Consider the following 18,511-nt stretch of genomic DNA (forward strand, 5'->3'; position numbering starts at 1 on the left):
GCGGCCAGTTGGCCGGCGGGGCAGGGCTGGCAGCACCGCGATAGGCAGCCAGTTGCCCGGCGGGGCACGGCCGGTAGCACCGCGATAGGCAGCCAGTTGGCCGGCGGGGCAGGGTGGGTGTGGGCCGCCGTGCTGGCCGCCCGCACCGTTACAGGCGGTCAGCTCGCGGGGATCAGGCCCAGCTCGCGGGCCCGAGAGACGGCGTCGCGGCGGGAGCGGGCGGCGAGCTTGGTGAAGATCGCGGCGACGTGGGCGTCCACCGTGCGGGTGGACAGCACCAGCCTTGCGGCGATCTCCGGGTTGCTCAGGCCGTCGGCCAGCAGGCGCAGCACCTCGGTCTGGCGGCCGGTCAGGCCGGCCGCGTTCTCCCGGGTGGCGGGCTGCGGGCCGCGGGGGATGCGGGTCACCCCGTTCGACCGGAGCCGGGAGCGGACCCGCCGGGCGAGCGGGCCGGCGCCCAGGGCGTCGAGCAAGCGGACCGCGGTGAGCAGGTCTTCCTCGTCGGTGCTGTGGCTCAGCGCCACCGCCTGGTCGTAACGGCAGCCCGCCCGGCCCCAGAACGCGGCCGCTTCTTGCGGGTGGTCGTGCGCTGCCAACTCGTACGGATGGGAAAGGGGAACCTCGGCGCCCAACCGATGCAACCAGTAGGCGAAGGCACCCAGCCGGTGCCCGCCCTCCGCCGCCATCGCCCTGCGGAAGACCGGCGTCAGCCGGTCGGCGGCCGCGGTGTCACCGCGCAACCAGGCCGCCTCGGCCATCGCCGCGCCCGCCGGACCGATCCGCTGCGCCTCGCCGATGCTCTGGGCGATCTCCCAGGCCTCCGCGATCAGCTCCTCGCCGCCGGGAAGCCCGCGGCGGACGCGGCTGAGACCGAGCACGACCAGAGCCGGGGTACGCATCATCGCCGGCGCCCCGGACTCCCAGCGTGCGTGCCGTTCCGCCTCGTCCCACTCGCCGCGCAGCAGGCACGGCATCGCGCTGGTGATGTGCAGGTAGGTCAGGAAGCCGATCAACTCGGTCCGCTCGGCGTAGGCGCGGCCCTCGTCCAGCAGCCGGCTCGCCTCGTCCAGCTGCCAGTTGTAGATCAGGTACCAGCCGATGTTGGCGTAGGCCCGGCAGGCGTGGTCGGCCTCACCGGCGGCGATCGCGACGGCCAGGCTCTCCTCCAGCAGCTTCCGGCCCCGTACGTCGTCGGAGTCCCAGACCGCGAATCCGACGTTGTTCAGCGCGTGCGACAGGATCCCGGGAACCTTCTCCTTCCGGGCCAGCTCGATCGCCCGCTCCCCCACCGTCACCGCGGCCGCGTTCTGCCCGCCCAGCGCGTAGAGCTGCGACTGATTACTCAGACCGAAGGCGAGCGCAGCGTCGTCGCCCGCGCCCTCCAGCACGTCGACCGCCTCGACCGCGGTCGCCTCCGCGGCGGGGCGATCGTTCCAGTACCAGTAGAGGCGGCTGAGCCGGCGCAGGGCGAGACCGAGGGCGGCCCGGTCCGGCAGGCCGCGGCGCAGGGACACCGCCTCACGCTGGGCGGTCACGGCCGGTTCGGCCATGCCGAGCATGTAGGACTCCTCGGCGTACGCCTCCAGCAGGCCGGCCCGTTCGGCCGGAGCGAACGCCGACCGGTGCTCCAGCACCAGCCGGTAGTGCGCGACGGCCTCCCGATGCGACCCGGCAGCGGCCGCCTCGGCTGCCGCGGCCGGCGCATGACGCACGATCATGTCGGCGTCACCGGCCTCGTCGGCGTGGTGCACCAGCCGGGACAGGTCGGCGCCGCCGCGCTCCAGCAGAGCGGTGAGCACCGCCCGGTTGGCGGTGATCCGGCCGGACGCGGTCAGCGAGGCCTCTACGGCACGCCGCATCAACTCGTGCCGGAAACCCACCCGGGCCGGGGTCACCGAGAGCATGCCGCGCTCCTCGGCGGGGACCAGCGTGTCCAGACCACCGGGCACGACCGCCTCGACCAGCCAGCGCTCCACGGTGGACGGCACCACCGCGAGCCGGGCCAGGGCGTCCCGGCAGTCGGGCGGGAGGGACTGCAGTCGTGCGTACACCGCCTCGGTCACGGTCGCCGGAACCCCGTCGGCTTCGCCGGCGCCCAGCAGCTCCGTGACGAAGAACGGATTCCCCGACGTGATCGTGAAGACCCGGTCGGCGTCCGCGTCACCGACCAGGCTGCGCACCGCGGTGTGCGAGAGCCGGGCCAGCGGCAGCCGGTGCATCGGCGCGCCGGTCACCCCGAGCAGCCCGCGCACCGGATGGTCGGCGCCGATCTCGTCGTCCCGGTACGTCGCCACCAGCACCGCGGGCAGCGCCGCGATCCGCCGCACCAGGAAACGCAGAACGTCGAGGGTGGCCTCGTCGGCCCAGTGCAGGTCCTCGACCACCAGCACGGTGGGATGACCCGGCCAGTCCAGCTCGGCGCGGAACGCCTCGAACACCGCCGACCGGTCCCCGGAGGCGAGCGCCTCGGTCAGCGCGGTGCCGACCTTGCCGATCAGGTCGCGCAGCGGGCCGAGCACCCGCGGGGTGGCCAGGTCGTCGCAGTAGCCGACCAGCAGGCGACCCTCCGCCGGGAGCACCGACCGGACCGCCTCGACCACGGTGGACTTGCCGATCCCGGCCTCACCGGTGACGAGCATGACGGAGCCGTGACCGTCCAGCGCCCGCCGGGCGGCGGCACCGAGCTCGGTCAATTCGTGATCGCGTTCCAGAAGGGCCCGGGGCATGCCGCCGAGTTTAGGTACCGGGTTAGGTAGATCCGCTTCTCGAGCTAGGTACCCGACACGGATTTCCGCAGGTCCCGGGTTCCGTAGAAAGAAACGCATGACAGTCAACGAAGCGAAACTGATGGAATTCGTGCACAAGTTCGTCGGCGACGTGGCCGCCACGATCTCGGCCGGGGGCGTCGTGATCGGCGACCGGCTGGGCCTGTACCGGGCCCTCGCCGAAGGCCCCGCCCTGCCGGACGAGGTGGCCGGGCGTACCGGCACCGCACCGCGCTACGTCGAAGAGTGGCTGCGCGGCCAGGCGGCCGGCGGCTACATCGAGTACGACGCGGCGAGCGGGCGGTACTCGCTCACCGAGGAGCAGGCGTTCGCGCTGACCGACCCGAACGGTCCGATCTTCGCGCCGGGCGCGTTCGAGCTGGCGCTGGGCGCGCTGCGTGCCGAGCCGCAGATCACCGAGGCATTCCGTACCGGGGACGGGATCGGCTGGCACGAGCACGACGGGAGCGTGTTCACCGGGTGCGAGCGGTTCTTCCGGCCCGGATACAGCGCCCACCTGATCGCCGAGTGGCTGCCCGCCCTCGACGCGGTCGAAGAGAAGCTGCGGGCTGGAGCGCGGGTCGCCGACCTGGGGTGCGGGCACGGGGCGTCGACGGTGCTGATGGCGCAGGCGTACCCGGCGTCGAACTTCACCGGCTCGGACTATCACGCCGAGTCGCTGGACCGGGCCCGCAAGCAGGTGTCCGAGGCCGGGCTGGCCGGACGGGTGCAGTTCGAGCAGGCCGGGGCGCAGACCTTCGGCGGCGGGCCGTACGACCTGGTCACCACGTTCGACGCGCTGCACGACATGGGCGACCCGCTGGGCGCCGCCCGCCGGGTCCGCTCCCAGCTGGCCCCGGACGGCACCTGGATGATCGTCGAGCCGGCGGCCGGCGCCTCCCTCAGCGACAACCTGAACCCGATCGGCCGCGCTTACTACTCGTTCTCCACGTTCCTGTGCGTGCCGAACGCGCTCTCCCAGGAGGGCGGCTACTCCCTGGGCGCCCAGGCCGGCGAGGAACCGATCCGCCGCCTGGTCACGGACGCGGGCTTCACCCGCTTCCGCCGGGTCGCCGAGAACCCGTTCAACATCGTCTACGAGGCGCGCCCCTGACCCCCGATCGGTGCCGCTGAGAGCCGGACGGCTTTCAGCGGCAGGCATCGTCCCTCCGGTCGCGTCACAGACCGGCTGGAGGCATGTCTTCCTCGGGGACGCACGTGTCGTCGATCCGGACCAGGTACAGCTCGAAGGTCAATCCTTGCTGGTCGAGCGGAAGCGTTTGGCTGGCAGTTGACGGGCACTCTCCATCCAGCGTCGCCGACACCGTGTAGAGGCCCGGCGGGAAACCGGTGAATTCGTAGTAGCCGTCGGCGTCGGTGGTCGTCCGAAGACCGCCAGGCTCGAGCGTGACAGTGAGCCCTTCCACCGGCAGCCATCGTGGGCTGAACACCCAGCCGTCGAGGCGTGGCGACGGCGTCACCGTGATCGTCGCCTGGTTCAACGGGCCCACCTTGCCGCGCCGGTCGACGGCGGCCACGTACAGCGGGCGCTGCCCGGTGATGGTGCCGACGTCGAGGCTGATGGTGGCCGGTCCGCCGTGGGTGCCGGCGTCGACCGAACGGTCCAGCTCCGGGTTGGCCCAGCCGTAGCGGAACGCGGTGACCCGCCGGTCGCCGCCGGCCTCGAAGGTGACCGCGAGCGTGCTGCCCGACGTCGCCTCCGACCCGGCCGGGAAGGTGATGGTCGCCTGCGGAAGGGCGTGCCGTGCGGGCGATGCCTGGGCCGGGCCGGCGCTCAGGGAGAGGCCGGCAAGCACCAGCGCCAGGGTGGTGGCCGCACTGGTCAGCGCACGCCGCCCAGAAGTAAGGATCATGGGACCTCCTCGATGTCCACATCGAACGGGATCCGCATTCAAACAGTCAAGATCAACGATGTACAGCGGGTTTGAGGTGATCAGGTCGCGGGCGTGGGGTAAGAATGCTCTCGGCCATCCGATCGGAAAGGATCCGCGAGTGACGGACGAACCGCTCTACGCCCAGCTGGGCTTCACCGACCCGGAGTGGGGGCTGCTCACCGGTCTCCCGCAGTCGGTGCTCACCGCGGCGAGCGCCGCCACGCCTGACAGCGCCCGTAAGACCCGGGCGGAGAGTGCGGCCGGGCTGGACCGCATCTCGGACGCCCGCGCGTCGGCCAGCACGCTGGTCTCCGCGGTGGCCGGCGCGGCGGTTGCCGAGGCCGGTGACCCGGAGGCCGGCGAGGAGCCGCCGGTGATCGAGCCGAGCGACCCGGCCGGGTATGCGGCGGACGTGCTGGTCCGAGCCGGTGAGGCGGCGACGCTGCTGGCTGCGAAGGCGTCGCTGGCTGACGCCGAGACCTACCGGCACTGGCTGCTGGAGATCGTCGACGCAGTGGTCGGCGCGGCCTCGACCGGTGGTGTGCTCGGCATCGGCGCCGAGACGGTCACCGAGGACGAGCGGTCGTTCCGAGACGACCTCGCGAAAGCGCTCACGGTCTGAAACAACCGCGGGGGGTGGGGCGTCTGCCTCACCCCGCCGGCGGCCGCCAGCTCAGCACCGGGTCCATCTGGCGCAGGACCAGGTCGGGGCCGAGCTTTCCGGCCAGCGACATGCCGGTGTTGCGCACCCATTCGGCGACCGGGTGGTTCAGCCCGGCCATCCGGCCGATCCGCCGGGAAGCCTGCATGACCGACGACGTACGCCCCAAGCGCTCCGCCGTGTACCGGGCGAGATCCTCGGCGTACCGGGCCAGCACCACCGCATCCTCGACGGCCTGGCAGGCGCCCTGTCCCAGGTTCGGCGTCATGGCGTGCGCCGCGTCGCCGAGCAGCGCCACCCGCCCGGAATGGAACGCCGGCAGCGGCTCGTCCAGGCAACGGATATCGGTACGCGTGACCGAGCTCGCCGATCTGATCAGTGACGGGATCGGCTCGTGCCAGTCCCCGAAGTGCCGCAGCATCTCGGCCAGCTCGTCGTCCGCCCGGTCGTCCGCGGGGGCCGGCGCCGTGGCGTACGCATAGACCCGCCCGTCACCGAGCGTCGCCACCCCGAAGACCTTGCCGGCGCCCCAGGTCTCCGCGGGCACCAGCGTTCCACCGGGATGGTCCACGACGATCCGCCAGCTCGTCACCCCGGTGTAGACCGGCCCCGGGTGGTCCGGGAACAGCTTTGCGCGTACCGATGAACGCAGTCCGTCGGCCGCGACCACCAGATCGGCCGTCAGCGGACCGTCCGCGGTGACCACCTGCCCGGTCGCCGGATCGACGTCCTCGGCCGGCCGGCCGAGACCCAGCGTGCCCGGCGCGAGGCCCTCGGTCAGCACCTCCACCAGCGTGGCCCGGTGGACCACGATCACCGGCTCGCCGTAACGTGCGGCGGCCCGGTCCGCATCGGTCCGGGTGATCCAGCCACCGTCCGGCCGCTGGATGCCGGCGGCGCCCTGCAACGCGGAGAGTTCCCGCAGCCGCGCGCCCAGACCCAGCGTGTCCAGGGCGCGCAGCGCGTTCGGCGCGACCGCGAGCCCGGCGCCGACCGGTTCGAGTTTCGGCGCGCGTTCCAGCACGGTCACGTCCCAGCCGCGGCGCTGCAGCGCCACCCCGGCTGCCAGCCCACCGATCCCGGCCCCGATCACCACCGCACGCGACATGCCCCCGATCTTCGCATCGTCGCGGGACAATCGAATACATGGCAGTCGACGAGTACGCGCAGGCCCGCCCGGCGCCCGCGCTGCGGCCGTACGCGGCGCTGTACTCCGGTTACCGCCAGCACGGCCTGGCGCCGGCCCGGCATCGTGGCCTGCCCTCGCCGTACCTGACGTTGATCTTCACGATGGACGATCCGCTGGTGGTGGCCGCGCACCCGGACCCACGCCAGCGTCCGCAGCGGTACGACTCGCTGGTCGGCGGCCTGCACCTGGGCCCGGCCCTGATCACCCACGACGGCAGCCAGTCCGGGGTGCAGGTCGCGGTGCATCCGGTGGGCTGCCGCGCGCTGCTCGGCCTGCCCGCCGGCGAGCTGGCCGGGCTCGACGTGGACGCGACGGCCGTGCTCGGCGAGCGTTTCGTCGGCGAGGTGCGGGAGCGGCTGTGCGCGGCTTCGGACTGGCCGGCCCGCTTCGCGGTCCTGGACACCATGCTGGGCGCCCTGCTGCGCGACGGTCACGGTCCCGACCAGGTGAGGTACGCGTTCCGCCGCCTCCTGCACGGCAGTGTGCCGATCGCCGACCTGGCCGCCGAGGTGGGCTGGAGCGGGAAGTACCTGACCGACCGTTTTCGCGCCGAGCTGGGCCTGCGCCCGAAGGAGACGGCCCGGGTGGCCCGCTTCGACCGGGCCCGCCGATCGTTGCGCCCGGACCGGCGGCTGGCCGACGTGGCCGCCGCACACGGGTACGCGGACCAGTCCCACCTGGTCCGCGACTTCCACGCGTTCGCCGGGTGCCCGCCGTCGCAGTGGCTGGCCGACGAGTTCGGTTTCGTCCAAGCGCTGCCGTTGTGGCCCGCCGAGGATGAGAGCCATGACTGACATTCCTTCGCCACAGGTGTGGCCCACGCTGGCAGCGAACGACGCCCGGGCTCTGATCCGCTTCCTGGTGGACGCGTTCGGGTTCACCGAGACGGTGGTGCACGGCGACGGTGACCGGGTCGACCACGCCGAGCTGGCCTGGCCGCTCGGCGGCGGCATCATGCTGGGCACGGTCCGCGAGGCCGGGGACGACCGGTGGCCGCTGAAACCCGGCACGTTCGGCGGTTACGTGGTCGCCGACGACATCGACGCGCTGTACGCCCGGGCGGTGGCCGCCGGCGCGGAGATCACCCGCAAGCCGTTCGACACCGACTACGGCTCCCGCGACTTCACGGCCCGCGACCCCGAGGGCAACCTGTGGAGCTTCGGCACGTACCGCGGGGCTAGTCGCGCCTGAGCAGGCCCTGCTCGAAGGCGGCGGCCACGGCCGAGGCGCGGTCGCGGACACCGAGTTTCGCGTACGCGTGCAGCAGGTGTGTCTTGACCGTGGCCTCGCTGATGAAGAGCCGCCCGGCGGTCTCCCGGTTGGTGCAGCCGCGCGAGATCAGCGTGAGCACCTCGAGTTCGCGCTGGCTGAGCGGCTCCTTGGCGGGTGAGCGCAGCTCGCCCATCAGCCGGCCGGCGACCGCCGGGGAGAGCACCGACTCGCCCCGGTGGGCGGCCAGCACCGCGCGGAACAGATCCTCGCGCGGGGTGTCCTTGAGCAGGTATCCGGTCGCCCCCGCCTTGATCGCCGGAAGCACGTCGCTGTCCGTGTCGTACGTGGTGAGCACCAGCACCCGGGCCGCCGAGCCGCGCGACTTGAGCTCGCGGATCGTGGTGACCCCGTCCATCACCGGCATCCGCAGGTCCATCAGCACCACGTCCGGCCCGGTCGCGGCGGTCACGGCCAGCGCCTCCCGGCCGTCACCGGCCTCGCCGATCACGGTGAACCGGTCGTCGCCGGCGAACATGCCGCGCAACCCGTCCCGGACCACCGGATGGTCGTCGACGATCACCAGCTTGATCATGCAGCGCTCCCGATCCCGATGGCCGGCACGCACGCGGAGATCGCGGTCCCGCCGCCCGGCTCCGATTCCACTTCGAGGGTCCCGGCGATGCGGGCCAGCCGTTCCCGCATCGCCCGCAGCCCGAACCCGCCGTTCTCGTCCGTCTCGCGCGGCTCGGCCGGATCGAAGCCGGCGCCGTCGTCGCGGACGTCCAGGGTGATCACATCCTCCATGTAGGAGAGGGTGAGCCCGACCCGCTCGGCGCCGGCGTGCTTGGCCACGTTCGCCAGGCCCTCCTGGGCGGCCCGCAGCAGGGTCGTCTCGATCTCCGGGAGCAGCCGCCGGGGACTTCCGGTGGTGACCAGGTCGGCGCGTACGCCGGTCAGCTCGGACCAACCCTGCACCACCTCGCCGAGCGCCTCCGGCAGGGCCGCACCGTCCAGGTGCTGCGGCCGCAGCGCCTGCACCGAGCGCCGCGCCTCGGCCAGCCCTTCCCGGGCCAGCCGGCGGGCGGTCTCCAGATGCCGGCGGTGGTCGGCCGGCCGGTCGGCGGCCGCCTCGGCCGCCTCCAGCTGGGTGACGATGCCGGTGAAACCCTGGGCCAGCACGTCGTGGATCTCGCCGGCCATCCGCTGCCGCTCGTCGAGCACTCCGGCCTCCCGGGCCTGGACCATGAGCTGGGCGTGCAGGCCGGCGTTCTCCTTGAGCGCCCTCTCCAGCTTCGCGTTCGCCTCGGCCAGCTCGTCGAGCATCCGGGCCCGCCGGGCGGAGTGCTCCTCGGACTTGGTCTCCACGCTGAGCATGATCATCACGATGAGCAGGTTGCAGCCGAGAACGACGAGGTAGATGAGCCATCCGTTGTCACCGGCGATGTTCTGGAAGCCGCCGAGTTGTGAGCCGGCCGCGATGCAGGCCACCGGGACCGCACCGGCGAGCCGCCAGTAACCGACCAGGGCATAGGCGACGAAGAGGTAGCCGGTCCAGGTGAAGACGCCGTAGAACGGGCTGCACCAGACCAGGAACGCGCTGAGGACGATCTGCCCGATCAGGAAGACCAGCATGTGGCCGCGGCGCTGCCCCCAGGCCGGATGCAGGGTGATCCACCAGAACAGCCAGGCGGCGGTCGCCGCGGTGAGTCCCAGGATCAGCGCGAGGGGCCGGTCCGGCAGGCCCACCCCGCGGGTCGCCAGGGCCAGCAGCAGGGAGCCGGCCAATGTCCCGTACGTCAACCAGGTGAGCCACCACTGCCGGACCTCGGCGGAACCCTCCTGCACCTCAGCGCTCTCCATGTCGCGCCCCTTACTCCCAGCGGAAGAGTTTCGCCGCGGCGATCCCGAAAATCGCCAGGTATCCCACGAGCACCGTAATCGACAGCAGGTTCGGCCAGTGACCCGTCATCGCCTCGTGCATGAGCCGCTCACCGGCGGCCAGCGGGGTGAAGTCGGCGATCCGCTGCACCACGTCCGGCAGCACCTCGCGCGGTGCGTACAGGCCGGCGAGGAACATCAGCGGGAAGAACAGGATCAGGCCGATCGCGTTCGCCGCCTTGCCGCTCGGCGCGACCGCCGCGATCAGCAGGCCCACCGCGAAGACGCCGATGACCGCCAGCAGCACGGCGAGCAGGAACGCGAGCGGCGACTCCGGCAGCGGGACGCCCCACACGATCCCGGCCACGACGAACACCAGGACCGACGAGCAGACCACCAGGATGGCGGAGAACACCAGCTGGGCGCCGAGCAGGGCGATCGGGCTGACCGGGGTGGTGGCGAGCCGGCGGAGGATGCCCTTCTCGCGATAGTTGGCGAGCACGGTGGGCATGCCCTGCAGACCGATCATGGCGATGCTCAGGGCGATCACGATGCCGGCGTAGACGTCGACCACCCGCAGGCCGCCCAGCGCCGGATCCGGCTCCCGGAACGCCGGGACCGCACCGAGGATCAGGATGAGGATGAGCGGGAAGAGGCCCGCGAAGAAGAAGTAGGCGGGTTCGCGCAACGCGGTGCGGAACTCGGTGACGACGAGCTTGCCGAAGACGTTCATCGCGGGGTCTCCTCTGCGGTGCGGCCGGTCAGACGGACGAAGGCGTCGTCGAGGGTGGCCTGCTCCAGGCGCAGCTCGACGGCGACGATCCCGTTGGAGGCGAGCACCGAGGTGACCGCGTGCAGCAGGTTGCCGGTGCCGACGACCTCGATCCGGTCGCCGTGCCGGTTGATCCGGGTCACCTCGGGCAGCGCGGTGAGCAGCGCGTCCTCGATCGGGGCGGACGGGCGGAACCGGATCGTCTGGTCCGCGGTGGCGGTCTGCTCGACCAGGCCGGCCGGGGTGTTCAGAGCGACCACCTCGCCGCGGTCGATCACCGCGATCCGGTCGCAGAGCCGCTCGGCCTCCTCCATGAAGTGGGTGACCAGCAGCAGGGTGACGCCCCGGTCCCGGACCCCGGAGATCAGTTCCCAGGTGTCCCGGCGGGCCTGCGGGTCGAGGCCGGTGGTCAGCTCGTCGAGGATCGCGACCTTGGGGTTGCCGATGAGGGCCAGCGCGATCGACAGCCGCTGCTTCTGGCCGCCGGAGAGCTTGCCGAAGTAGGTCTTCAGTTTCTCGTCGAGACCCAGGTCGGCGGCGAGCTCCCGCCAGTCCGCCGGGTTCGGGTAGAAGGCGCTGTACAGCTCCAGCACCTCGCGGACGGTCAGCTTCTCCTGCAGCTCGCTCTCCTGCAGCTGCACGCCGACCTCCGCGCGCAGGGCCCGGTCGCGCGGCTCACGGCCCAGCACGGTGATCGTGCCGGAGTCCGGCGTACGCAGCCCCGAGATGCACTCGACCGTGGTGGTCTTACCGGCCCCGTTCGGCCCGAGGATCCCGAAGATCTCGCCGGCCTCGACCGTGAAGGAGACGTCCCGGACGGCGACCGTCTCGCCGTACCTCTTGCTGAGGTTCTTGACTTCGATGACTGGCATGCATCCAGCGTCACGGATGCACCCCGGTGCCCGAATCGACCAGCGAGAGATCCCGGCGATCCACCGATCGGTGGATGCCCGGCTCCACCGGTGTCTAGGCCACCGCCTCCGTGCTCGCCTCGACGCTGCTGCTCGTACGCCGCAGGCTGGAGTAGATCGAGCCGACCTGAGCGGCCACCCGCTTCCAGGAGTACGCCTGCCGGGCCCGGTCCAGCGCCGCGGTGGCGTAGGTGAACCGGCGCACCTTGTCGTTCACCAGCCGGCGCAGCGCGCCGCCCATGGCACGCGGGTCGCGCGCCGGGACGAGATCCCCGGTCAGGCCGTCCACGACCGTCTCGGTGAGCGCGCCCTCCGCAGTGCCGATGATCGGTACGCCGCACGCCATCGCCTCGAGCGCGGAGTGCTCCTCCCACGGGTTGCCGACGAGCAGATCAGCGGACCGGTACCAGCTCGGCATGTCGTTGCGCGGCACGGCGCCGACCAGCTTGAACCGGTCCGCCACCTGGAACTGCTCGGCCATCGCCCGCAGCGCCTTCGCACCCGGGTCGCCGGGCAGCTGCTCCGGCGACGGCCCACCGACCACGATCATCTCGGCGCCCGGGACGTAGCGCATCGCCTGGATGACGTCGCCGAACCCTTTGCGCTCGACCAGCTTGCCGACGGACAGGATGCGGGGGCGTTCCGGGTCCCGCGGCACGGACGGGCCCTCCGGGGTGAACCGGTCGCTGTTCACGCCGGACGGGACGACCGACAGCCGCGCCCGGGGGACACCGATGCGCACGAGTCCGCGTACCTCGTCCTGGGTCTGTGCGACGACCCGGTCCACCGCGCGGCCGAGCGCGCGCTCGTAGCCGGACCGGGACGGGCCCTGCGGATTCTTCCCGTGCGGCTCCACCGCGCCCAGCTCATGGAAGGACTGCACCACCGGGATGCCGATCTGGCGTGCCGCGGTGACCGCGGCGAGGCCGCTGGTCCAGAAGTGGGCGTGCGCGACCTCCGGGGCCCAGTCGCTGTCGCGCCACTGCTCGCTGAGCACCCGCGCGAACTCGCCCATGTGGGGCAGCAGAAGGTCTTCCGGGACCGGCTGGGCCGGTCCGGCGGCGACGTGGACCACGCGCACGCCGCTCGGGGTGAGCACCACCTCGGCGGCATCCGGGTCGTCACGCCGGGTGTAGACGCGAACGTCGTGCCCGAGCTCGACCAACGCCTCGGAGAGCTCGGCGACGTGGGCGTGCTGATCGCCGGAGCCGAGCGGGCTGGCCTGCTCGGAGATCATCGCAATTCGCACGGGGTCTCCTCCAGCCGGGATACGAATACGCGGTGCCAGTTGCCGGTAGGCCCCTGGCGTAAACATGCGTCCGCAGGGTATGTGCCGGTCGTGGCGAGAGTTACGCGTACCGTTCAGGCCCCACCCGATCGAGTCTTCGAGGTCCTGGCCGACGGCTGGACCTACAGCGACTGGGTCGTGGGCACCGTCCATATCCGTGATGTGGAGCCGTCCTGGCCGCAACCCGGGTCGAAGCTGCACCACAAGGCCGGCCCGTGGCCGCTGTCGCTGCACGACTCGTCGACGGTGCTCATCTGCGAGCCCGGCCGGCGACTGAAGCTCAACGCCGGCCTGTGGCCGCTGGGCGCCGCGGTGGTCGACATCCTCCTCGAACCGGCCGGCGAGTCCGCCACCCGGGTGATCATCGAGGAGGATTTCGAGGAGGGTCCGCTGCGCTGGGCCAGGAACAAGCTCAACGACCTGGTCCTGCACCAGCGCAACGTGGAGACTCTGCGCCGCCTGGCCGACATCGTCGAGCGGGACCGCGAGACTCAGCGGTAGATCGCACGGTGCGCGCCGCTGATCACCGCCCGGTACAGCCCGCCGGTCAGCGCGCGGTCCCGGGCGATCGCCGCCCGCGCTGCGTTGGCGCCCGGCGCCCCGTGCACGCCACCACCCGGGTGCGCCGACGCGCTGCCCAGGAAGAGCCGGTCGACCGGGGTGTCCGGGCGGCCCAGGCCGGGGACCGGGCGCAGGAACAGCTGCTGGTACGCCGCTGCCGTACCGCCGCCGAGCGCCCCGCCGACCAGTGACGGGTTCTCCCGCTCCAGGTCGGCCGGGGAGAACACGTTGCGGGCCTCCACCTGGCTGCGGAATCCGGGCGCGTGCTCCTCGACGACGGCCTCCATCCGCTGCACGTGCTCGTCGATCTCCTCCGCCTTCCAGGACCGGCGGTGCGGCAGGTGGGTGTACGCCCACACCGACTCGGTCCCCTCCGGCGAATGCGTCGGATCGGCCGTGGTCATCTGCCCGAGCAGCAGGAACGGGTGGTCGGGCAGCTCGTCGGTGGCGAGCCGGGCCGAATAGCGGGTCAGCCCGTTCAGATCCGCGCCGAGATGCACCGTGCCGGCCCCGGCCGCGGCCGGATTCCGCCACGGCATCCGGGTCCGCACCGCCCAGTCGACCTTGACGGTCGCGCCGTCCCAGCGGAAATGCGCCAGATCCTCCACGAACCTCGACGGCAGCCAGCGTTCGCCGACCATGTCCAGGAACAGCGCCGGGGCGGGCACGTCGGCGATCACCGCACGCCGGGCCCGCCAGTCCCGGCCGTCAGCGGTCCGCACCCCCATCGCCTGCCCGCGGGCCACCAGGACCCGGCTGACCGGCGCGTTGTAGACGATCTCCCCGGGGAATCGCTTCACCAGCGCCGACGTGATCTCCTGAGCGCCGCCGACCGGGACCGGCCAGCCGAACTCCTGACCGAGCATGGCGAGCAGCCAGCCGTACACGCCGCCGCCCGCCTCCTCCGGCGACAGGTCGGTGTGCAGGGCACAGCCGGCCAGGGCCAGTTTCGCGCCCTCGCCCTCGAAGAGTTCGGCGCCGATCTCGCGTACCGACAGAACCAGGCGCCGGGCCAGCCGCAGCGCACCGGAGACGCGCAGCTGGCGGGCCAGGCCGAGACCGGCGCGGACCGGCGGGAACGGGGTGAACAGTGTGTCCAGCATCGGGCCGGAGACGTCGCGCCAGTCCTGGTACGCCTGCCGCCAGCGCTCGCCGTCACCGGCCGCGAACTGCTCCATCGACTCCATCGTCTTCGCCAGATCCCGGTTGACGGTGGCGGCCCGGCCGTCCGGGAGCAGGTGGGTGAACACGTCCGGGGCGTGCGTCCAGCGCAGACCCTGCTCGCCGAGCTGCAGCGCCTTCATCACCGGTGAGGCGTACCCGAGCGGATAGAAGGAGCTGAACAGGTCGGACAGGTAGCCCGGGGCGGTCACGAAGCCGGAACGGACCGCGCCGCCGGGCTGCGGCGTGGCCTCCAGCACCCGCACCGACCACCCCGCATCGGCCAGCAGATTCGCCGCCACCAATCCGTTGTGCCCGGCACCGACCACGATCGCATCCACAGTCTCCACAGCCGAACGCTACCCACGGAATCGCTGTTTACTCGCCCTACCTGGGGGCACCACTTCCATGCAGATCAAGGACGTGAAGGGAGAACCTCGTGAGTACCGTCACCGAGTTCGTTGATGTCAACGTCCCGGTACGCACCGCATACAACCAGTGGACCCAGTTCGAGGAGTTCCCCCGGTTCATGGAGGGTGTCCAGGAGATCAGCCAGATCGACGACACCCACACGCACTGGAAGACCGAGATCGCCGGTGTGAAGCGCGAGTTCGACGCCGAGATCACCGAACAGCTGCCCGACGAGCGGGTGGCCTGGCACGCGACCGGCGGCGAGAAGCAGGCCGGCGTGGTGACCTTCCACCGGCTCGACGACGACCACACCCGGGTCACCGTCCAGATGGACTTCGACCCGCAGGGCATCGTCGAAACCGCCGGCGACAAGCTCGGCATCCTGGACCGCCGGGTGAAGGGCGACCTGCACCGGTTCAAGGAGTTCATCGAGAGCCGCGGCGGCATCGAGACCGGCGCCTGGCGCGGCCAGGTGGACCGGCCCGGCAACTGATCGGGCACCCCAGCGAACGGCCGCCTCCGGGCGGCCGTTTCGCATGCCCGGGTCCGGGTACCCGATCACCCATGACTGATCGTGAGCACGACGGCGTCTGGCGCGACGAGGAGAAGCTTCCCCTCTCGGAACTCACCAAGGCGATGGCTACTTCGGACATCGACGGCCAGAACGACCCCAGCGACAACGACACCGGCCAGGAGCCGGCCGCGGCCGATGCGCGGCCGAGCACCACAGGCCGGACCGGCCCACATTAAAACCAATTATTGGTACGAGTGACGAAAAGTCCCGCCGGTTCGACGGCCCGCCAGGCACGTGGTGCGGGCCGCGACCCGGCCGCCGGGCTCACCCACCACTCCAGCTCACCCCAACCCGACCAGCGCCCCGCGAACCCCGGCTGACCGCCAGCGCTGCCTCAACGCCCCGCAAAACCCCGGCTGACCGCCAGCGCTGCCTCAGCGCCCCGCAGACAACCCTGCCCGTCAGCCCACCACCCGTGGCTGACCACCAGCGCTGCCTCAGCGCCCGCGACGACCCCGGCTGACCACCAGCGCTGCCTCAGCGCCCCGCAGACAACCCTGCCCGTCAGCCCACCACCCTTGGCTGACCACCAGCGCTGCCTCAGCGCCCGCGACAAACCCCGGCTGACCGCCAGCGCTGCCTCAGCGCCTCGCAGGCAGCATTGCCGGTCAGCCCGCCACACTCGGCTGGCTCTCAGTGCTGTTTCAGCTGCCCGGAGACGACCCTCAGCGCCAGCTGGACTTGATCAAGCTGCCGGGTCGGGGTGCTGGCCGACTGCGTTCCCAGCCCATGCCGGGCGCCCGCCGTCGCGCGTCCCGTGTTTGCCGCCGGGGCGGCGCAGGATCAGCCGGCCGAGTCCCCGTTCGGCACGGATCAGATAGCGGTCGGGAGCGCGGGCGAAACCCCGTTCCCGGAGAACGGTACCCGCGGCGGTGCCGTTGTTCGCCGACCACGGGGTGCGCACCGACCCGGCGCCCTCGTCGAACCGGATCCGGAACGGTGCAGCCGTCTCCGCGGTCAGCAGGGCAGTGCCGGTACCACCGAGGAACCGCACCGGCACCGTGCCGACCGGATCCGGCAGCCACAACTCGGCCAGCCCGGACGCGCCCAGATCGACCCGGCTGATCCGGCCGTTACGCAGATGCAGCTGCTGTTCCCCCGCACCCGCCGGGAGGCGAATGCCCCATCGGACGTCGCGGTTCAGCACGACCCGCACCTCGTTCGGGCCGTCCCAGCCGGTCTCCCGCAGCCGGACCACGACCCGCCCGCCCTGCCGCCGCACCACCGGCGCGACACCCGAATCGGGGGCGGTGCTGATCCGGTACAACAGGCCGGGGAGGGTCGCGAGCTGAACACGTACCCGGCTCGCTGCATCACCCAGAGTGAACGACGCCCGGTTCCGGTCGCCCAGCGGCCCGGCCACCACCCGGTCCGGCGCCTCCGGCGCCGGCTGCGGCAGCCGCGGCTCGGAGGCCGAGCAGGCAACCGCAACCACCGTCCCGACCAGCACGATCAAAACCGTGACGAACACGCTTGAGCGGCGGCGACGCAAGGCGGGGGGCACCATCGGACAACGAAGAATCGGCCGAACGGGTGACGGCGATCCGTCCTGATCGCGCCAGACTGTCCGAGTGCGATCTGCCGGTTTCCTCTCCGAACGTCAGCGCCGCTTCGCGTGGCTGGGCTTCCTGCTAGCCGCCTTCCAGGCCCCCTTGGCCGCGCGGCTGGTCGACGACGCTTCCTGGTTCTTCGCCATCGTGGTAGCCCTCGTCGTAGCCACGGTGATCATCGCGGACGACACCCAGCGCCGCCGCCCCGCCACCGTCGACTACCCGGAGTAATCGGGCAGCGCCTCATGCCCCGGCCGCCCATGGGTGCGCCGGCGCTCCTTCAGCTCCGCTTCGTAAAGGTGGCGCCGCCCCTGCGCGAGCTGATCCCGGGCGTCCCGCTCGAGGCTGCGAAACTCGGCGTAGTACCCGTCGTCGTAGGCCTCAACGATCTGGAACGTCCAGTGCCCCGGGATGACGTTGCGCCCGATCAGCTCCCGCTGGATGCGGTCGGCGACCTCAGTGTGCCCAGCCTGCATAAAGAGCGAGACGGCCTCATCCAGCATGAAGTCGGCGGTCCCGGTCAGCTGGTGCATCGAATACAGATGCCCCCGCACCCTCTCCACCGTCTCCAGTGCCTCACTGAGCTTCCCCAGCGCTTGCACAGTGAGGTCATCCAGCCCATCCGGCCGCTGATGCTCCCCGTCCGGCCCATCCCCCGGCCGCTGGTCCCCCTCCGGTCGCCCTTCCCCCGCGGACCCATCCGCCGGCCGCCGCTCCGCTCCCGATTGCCGCTCCCCAGCGGACCCGTCCGCCGGCCGCTGCTCCGCTCCCGGCTGCCGCTGCCCCGCGGGCCCGTCCGCCGGCCGCTGCTCCGCCTTCGACCCGGTCGGCGACTGCTGCTTCCCTCCAGACTTGTCCGCCGACCAGGGCTCTGACGCCGGCCGCTCTGGCGAATCCGGCCGTTGAAGCTCGCCGCCCGGGTCATCCAGGGTCTGCTGCGCCTCGCCCCCATCCGGCCGTTGGCCATCCGCCTTCCGCCGATCCGCATCGCCGGCGGTACCAGGCTTCGCCACCCCGTCTCCCCCTTCGCTGCTTCCCCGCTCATCCATGTGCCCGCCCGTTCCCCTAATCGCCACTTCATATCCCCGTTCGTCGCCATCTCACCCGCGCCCGCCGCCCAGCCAACGCCCTAGATCAAGGGAAAGGCCCGACCAAAAGCGAACCCGCCCGGCGCTTGACGAGGCCGAGCCCCTACCAGGCCGGCGCCGGACGAGGCCAAGCCCGAACCAGGCCGGCGCCGGCCCAGGCCAAGCTCCAGCCAGGCTGGCACCGGATCAGGCTGAGCTCCACCAGGCCGCTACCGGACCAGACTGAACCCCAACCAAGTCGGCACCGGCCTGGCTGAGCCCTAGCCAGGCCGGCGCTGGGCTTCGCCGAGCCCGAACCGGGCCGAGACCGACATCGAGCCGGGCGGCACGCCTAAATGCGGCGACCGACAGATACCGGACGACACCGGTTCACGGCATGGCCGAGATTCCGCTGAACCCCGCCGCGAAACCGGCAGCACCGGCGATCGCCGGAACCAACCTGCCCGCCCAGGGTCACCGCCGAACCGGTCGACACCAGCTACCGCCGCAACCAGACTGCGCGACCCAGTGCCGCCGCCGAACCGGCGGACACCAGCCGCCGTCGCGGCCGAGGGTGGACCGGGCGCCGCCGGGCCGGTGTCGGGTCCGGCTGTGC

19 protein-coding genes are annotated in these 18,511 nt (G+C 71.9%); 8 read left to right on the top strand and 11 right to left on the bottom strand.

Annotated features, from left to right (window positions below; genetic code table 11):
• Positions 1 to 158 precede the first annotated feature (158 nt).
• The gene (locus tag OHA21_RS29190; RefSeq protein ID WP_328460209.1) at positions 159 to 2,726 is read right to left on the bottom strand and encodes an ATP-binding protein; all 2,568 of its coding nucleotides are present in this window, start codon (positions 2,724 to 2,726) and stop codon (positions 159 to 161) included.
• A gap of 97 nt (positions 2,727 to 2,823) precedes the next feature.
• On the opposite strand from OHA21_RS29190, the gene OHA21_RS29195 reads away from it, so the two are divergent.
• Positions 2,824 to 3,879, top strand: a complete 1,056-nt coding sequence (locus tag OHA21_RS29195; RefSeq protein WP_328460210.1) for a class I SAM-dependent methyltransferase — start codon at positions 2,824 to 2,826, stop codon at positions 3,877 to 3,879.
• Between the two features lie 64 nt (positions 3,880 to 3,943).
• Here OHA21_RS29195 and OHA21_RS29200 read toward each other — a convergent pair whose 3' ends face one another.
• Positions 3,944 to 4,639 carry a carboxypeptidase regulatory-like domain-containing protein gene (locus OHA21_RS29200; RefSeq protein ID WP_328460212.1) on the bottom strand — a complete coding sequence of 232 codons (696 nt, stop codon included), beginning with the start codon at positions 4,637 to 4,639 and terminating at the stop codon, positions 3,944 to 3,946.
• A 139-nt stretch (positions 4,640 to 4,778) separates the two neighbouring features.
• Between OHA21_RS29200 and OHA21_RS29205 the strand changes: the two genes are divergently transcribed.
• Positions 4,779 to 5,282 carry a hypothetical protein gene (locus OHA21_RS29205; protein ID WP_328460214.1) on the top strand — a complete coding sequence of 168 codons (504 nt, stop codon included), beginning with the start codon at positions 4,779 to 4,781 and terminating at the stop codon, positions 5,280 to 5,282.
• A gap of 28 nt (positions 5,283 to 5,310) precedes the next feature.
• Here the strand turns inward: OHA21_RS29205 and OHA21_RS29210 are convergent, their stop codons facing one another.
• Positions 5,311 to 6,429 carry an FAD-dependent monooxygenase gene (locus OHA21_RS29210; protein WP_328460216.1) on the bottom strand — a complete coding sequence of 373 codons (1,119 nt, stop codon included), beginning with the start codon at positions 6,427 to 6,429 and terminating at the stop codon, positions 5,311 to 5,313.
• Between the two features lie 38 nt (positions 6,430 to 6,467).
• Here OHA21_RS29210 and OHA21_RS29215 point away from each other — a divergent pair, with 38 nt between their 5' ends.
• Positions 6,468 to 7,304 carry an AraC family transcriptional regulator gene (locus OHA21_RS29215; RefSeq protein WP_328460218.1) on the top strand — a complete coding sequence of 279 codons (837 nt, stop codon included), beginning with the start codon at positions 6,468 to 6,470 and terminating at the stop codon, positions 7,302 to 7,304.
• Positions 7,297 to 7,701 (top strand): VOC family protein, encoded by a 405-nt coding sequence (locus OHA21_RS29220; RefSeq protein WP_328460220.1) that lies wholly within the window; start codon positions 7,297 to 7,299, stop codon positions 7,699 to 7,701. The genes OHA21_RS29215 and OHA21_RS29220 overlap by 8 nt, the downstream gene beginning before the upstream one ends.
• Here the strand turns inward: OHA21_RS29220 and OHA21_RS29225 are convergent.
• From OHA21_RS29225 to OHA21_RS29245, 5 genes are all read right to left on the bottom strand, one after another.
• Complete coding sequence (locus tag OHA21_RS29225; RefSeq protein ID WP_328460222.1) at positions 7,688 to 8,314, bottom strand: response regulator transcription factor; 627 nt, start codon at positions 8,312 to 8,314, stop codon at positions 7,688 to 7,690. The two genes, OHA21_RS29220 and OHA21_RS29225, sit on opposite strands and share 14 nt — an antisense overlap.
• Entirely contained in the window at positions 8,311 to 9,582 is a 1,272-nt protein-coding gene (locus OHA21_RS29230; protein WP_328460224.1) for a sensor histidine kinase, read from the bottom strand. The genes OHA21_RS29225 and OHA21_RS29230 overlap by 4 nt, the downstream gene beginning before the upstream one ends.
• A gap of 10 nt (positions 9,583 to 9,592) precedes the next feature.
• Entirely contained in the window at positions 9,593 to 10,333 is a 741-nt protein-coding gene (locus OHA21_RS29235; RefSeq protein ID WP_328460226.1) for an ABC transporter permease, read from the bottom strand.
• Complete coding sequence (locus OHA21_RS29240) at positions 10,330 to 11,244, bottom strand: ABC transporter ATP-binding protein (RefSeq protein WP_328460228.1); 915 nt, start codon at positions 11,242 to 11,244, stop codon at positions 10,330 to 10,332. The genes OHA21_RS29235 and OHA21_RS29240 overlap by 4 nt, the downstream gene beginning before the upstream one ends.
• Before the next feature lie 94 nt (positions 11,245 to 11,338).
• Positions 11,339 to 12,532 carry a glycosyltransferase gene (locus tag OHA21_RS29245; RefSeq protein ID WP_328460230.1) on the bottom strand — a complete coding sequence of 398 codons (1,194 nt, stop codon included), beginning with the start codon at positions 12,530 to 12,532 and terminating at the stop codon, positions 11,339 to 11,341.
• A gap of 90 nt (positions 12,533 to 12,622) precedes the next feature.
• Between OHA21_RS29245 and OHA21_RS29250 the strand changes: the two genes are divergently transcribed.
• Positions 12,623 to 13,072: an SRPBCC family protein gene (locus tag OHA21_RS29250; protein ID WP_328460232.1), complete on the top strand. Its 450-nt coding sequence runs from the start codon at positions 12,623 to 12,625 to the stop codon at positions 13,070 to 13,072.
• On the opposite strand, the gene OHA21_RS29255 is transcribed toward OHA21_RS29250, so the two are convergent.
• Positions 13,063 to 14,643, bottom strand: a complete 1,581-nt coding sequence (locus OHA21_RS29255; RefSeq protein WP_328460234.1) for a phytoene desaturase family protein — start codon at positions 14,641 to 14,643, stop codon at positions 13,063 to 13,065. The genes OHA21_RS29250 and OHA21_RS29255 overlap by 10 nt on opposite strands.
• An 89-nt stretch (positions 14,644 to 14,732) precedes the next feature.
• On the opposite strand from OHA21_RS29255, the gene OHA21_RS29260 reads away from it, so the two are divergent.
• Entirely contained in the window at positions 14,733 to 15,197 is a 465-nt protein-coding gene (locus OHA21_RS29260) for an SRPBCC family protein (RefSeq protein ID WP_328460236.1), read from the top strand.
• 71 nt (positions 15,198 to 15,268) lie between these two features.
• Positions 15,269 to 15,454, top strand: coding sequence for a hypothetical protein (locus OHA21_RS29265; RefSeq protein ID WP_328460238.1), 186 nt, complete (start codon positions 15,269 to 15,271; stop codon positions 15,452 to 15,454).
• A 509-nt stretch (positions 15,455 to 15,963) separates the two neighbouring features.
• Here the strand turns inward: OHA21_RS29265 and OHA21_RS29270 are convergent.
• Positions 15,964 to 16,728 carry a hypothetical protein gene (locus OHA21_RS29270; RefSeq protein ID WP_328460240.1) on the bottom strand — a complete coding sequence of 255 codons (765 nt, stop codon included), beginning with the start codon at positions 16,726 to 16,728 and terminating at the stop codon, positions 15,964 to 15,966.
• 121 nt (positions 16,729 to 16,849) lie between these two features.
• Between OHA21_RS29270 and OHA21_RS29275 the strand changes: the two genes are divergently transcribed.
• The gene (locus tag OHA21_RS29275; protein ID WP_328460242.1) at positions 16,850 to 17,059 is read left to right on the top strand and encodes a hypothetical protein; all 210 of its coding nucleotides are present in this window, start codon (positions 16,850 to 16,852) and stop codon (positions 17,057 to 17,059) included.
• Here the strand turns inward: OHA21_RS29275 and OHA21_RS29280 are convergent.
• Positions 17,047 to 17,445 carry a hypothetical protein gene (locus OHA21_RS29280; protein ID WP_328478599.1) on the bottom strand — a complete coding sequence of 133 codons (399 nt, stop codon included), beginning with the start codon at positions 17,443 to 17,445 and terminating at the stop codon, positions 17,047 to 17,049. The two genes, OHA21_RS29275 and OHA21_RS29280, sit on opposite strands and share 13 nt — an antisense overlap.
• Positions 17,446 to 18,511 lie beyond the last annotated feature (1,066 nt).

The sequence above is a fragment of the Actinoplanes sp. NBC_00393 genome, assembly GCF_036053395.1.
In the GTDB taxonomy this organism is placed as follows: domain Bacteria; phylum Actinomycetota; class Actinomycetes; order Mycobacteriales; family Micromonosporaceae; genus Actinoplanes.

Excerpts from the sequence above, each read along its gene's own strand:
- OHA21_RS29190 (WP_328460209.1), bottom strand. The coding sequence starts at position 2,726 with ATGCCCCGGGCCCTTCTGGAACGCGATCACGAATTGACCGAGCTCGGT.
- OHA21_RS29195 (WP_328460210.1), top strand. The coding sequence starts at position 2,824 with ATGACAGTCAACGAAGCGAAACTGATGGAATTCGTGCACAAGTTCGTC.
- OHA21_RS29200 (WP_328460212.1), bottom strand. The coding sequence starts at position 4,639 with ATGATCCTTACTTCTGGGCGGCGTGCGCTGACCAGTGCGGCCACCACC.
- OHA21_RS29210 (WP_328460216.1), bottom strand. The coding sequence starts at position 6,429 with ATGTCGCGTGCGGTGGTGATCGGGGCCGGGATCGGTGGGCTGGCAGCC.
- OHA21_RS29215 (WP_328460218.1), top strand. The coding sequence starts at position 6,468 with ATGGCAGTCGACGAGTACGCGCAGGCCCGCCCGGCGCCCGCGCTGCGG.
- OHA21_RS29220 (WP_328460220.1), top strand. The coding sequence starts at position 7,297 with ATGACTGACATTCCTTCGCCACAGGTGTGGCCCACGCTGGCAGCGAAC.
- OHA21_RS29225 (WP_328460222.1), bottom strand. The coding sequence starts at position 8,314 with ATGATCAAGCTGGTGATCGTCGACGACCATCCGGTGGTCCGGGACGGG.
- OHA21_RS29230 (WP_328460224.1), bottom strand. The coding sequence starts at position 9,582 with ATGGAGAGCGCTGAGGTGCAGGAGGGTTCCGCCGAGGTCCGGCAGTGG.
- OHA21_RS29235 (WP_328460226.1), bottom strand. The coding sequence starts at position 10,333 with ATGAACGTCTTCGGCAAGCTCGTCGTCACCGAGTTCCGCACCGCGTTG.
- OHA21_RS29240 (WP_328460228.1), bottom strand. The coding sequence starts at position 11,244 with ATGCCAGTCATCGAAGTCAAGAACCTCAGCAAGAGGTACGGCGAGACG.
- OHA21_RS29265 (WP_328460238.1), top strand. The coding sequence starts at position 15,269 with ATGACTGATCGTGAGCACGACGGCGTCTGGCGCGACGAGGAGAAGCTT.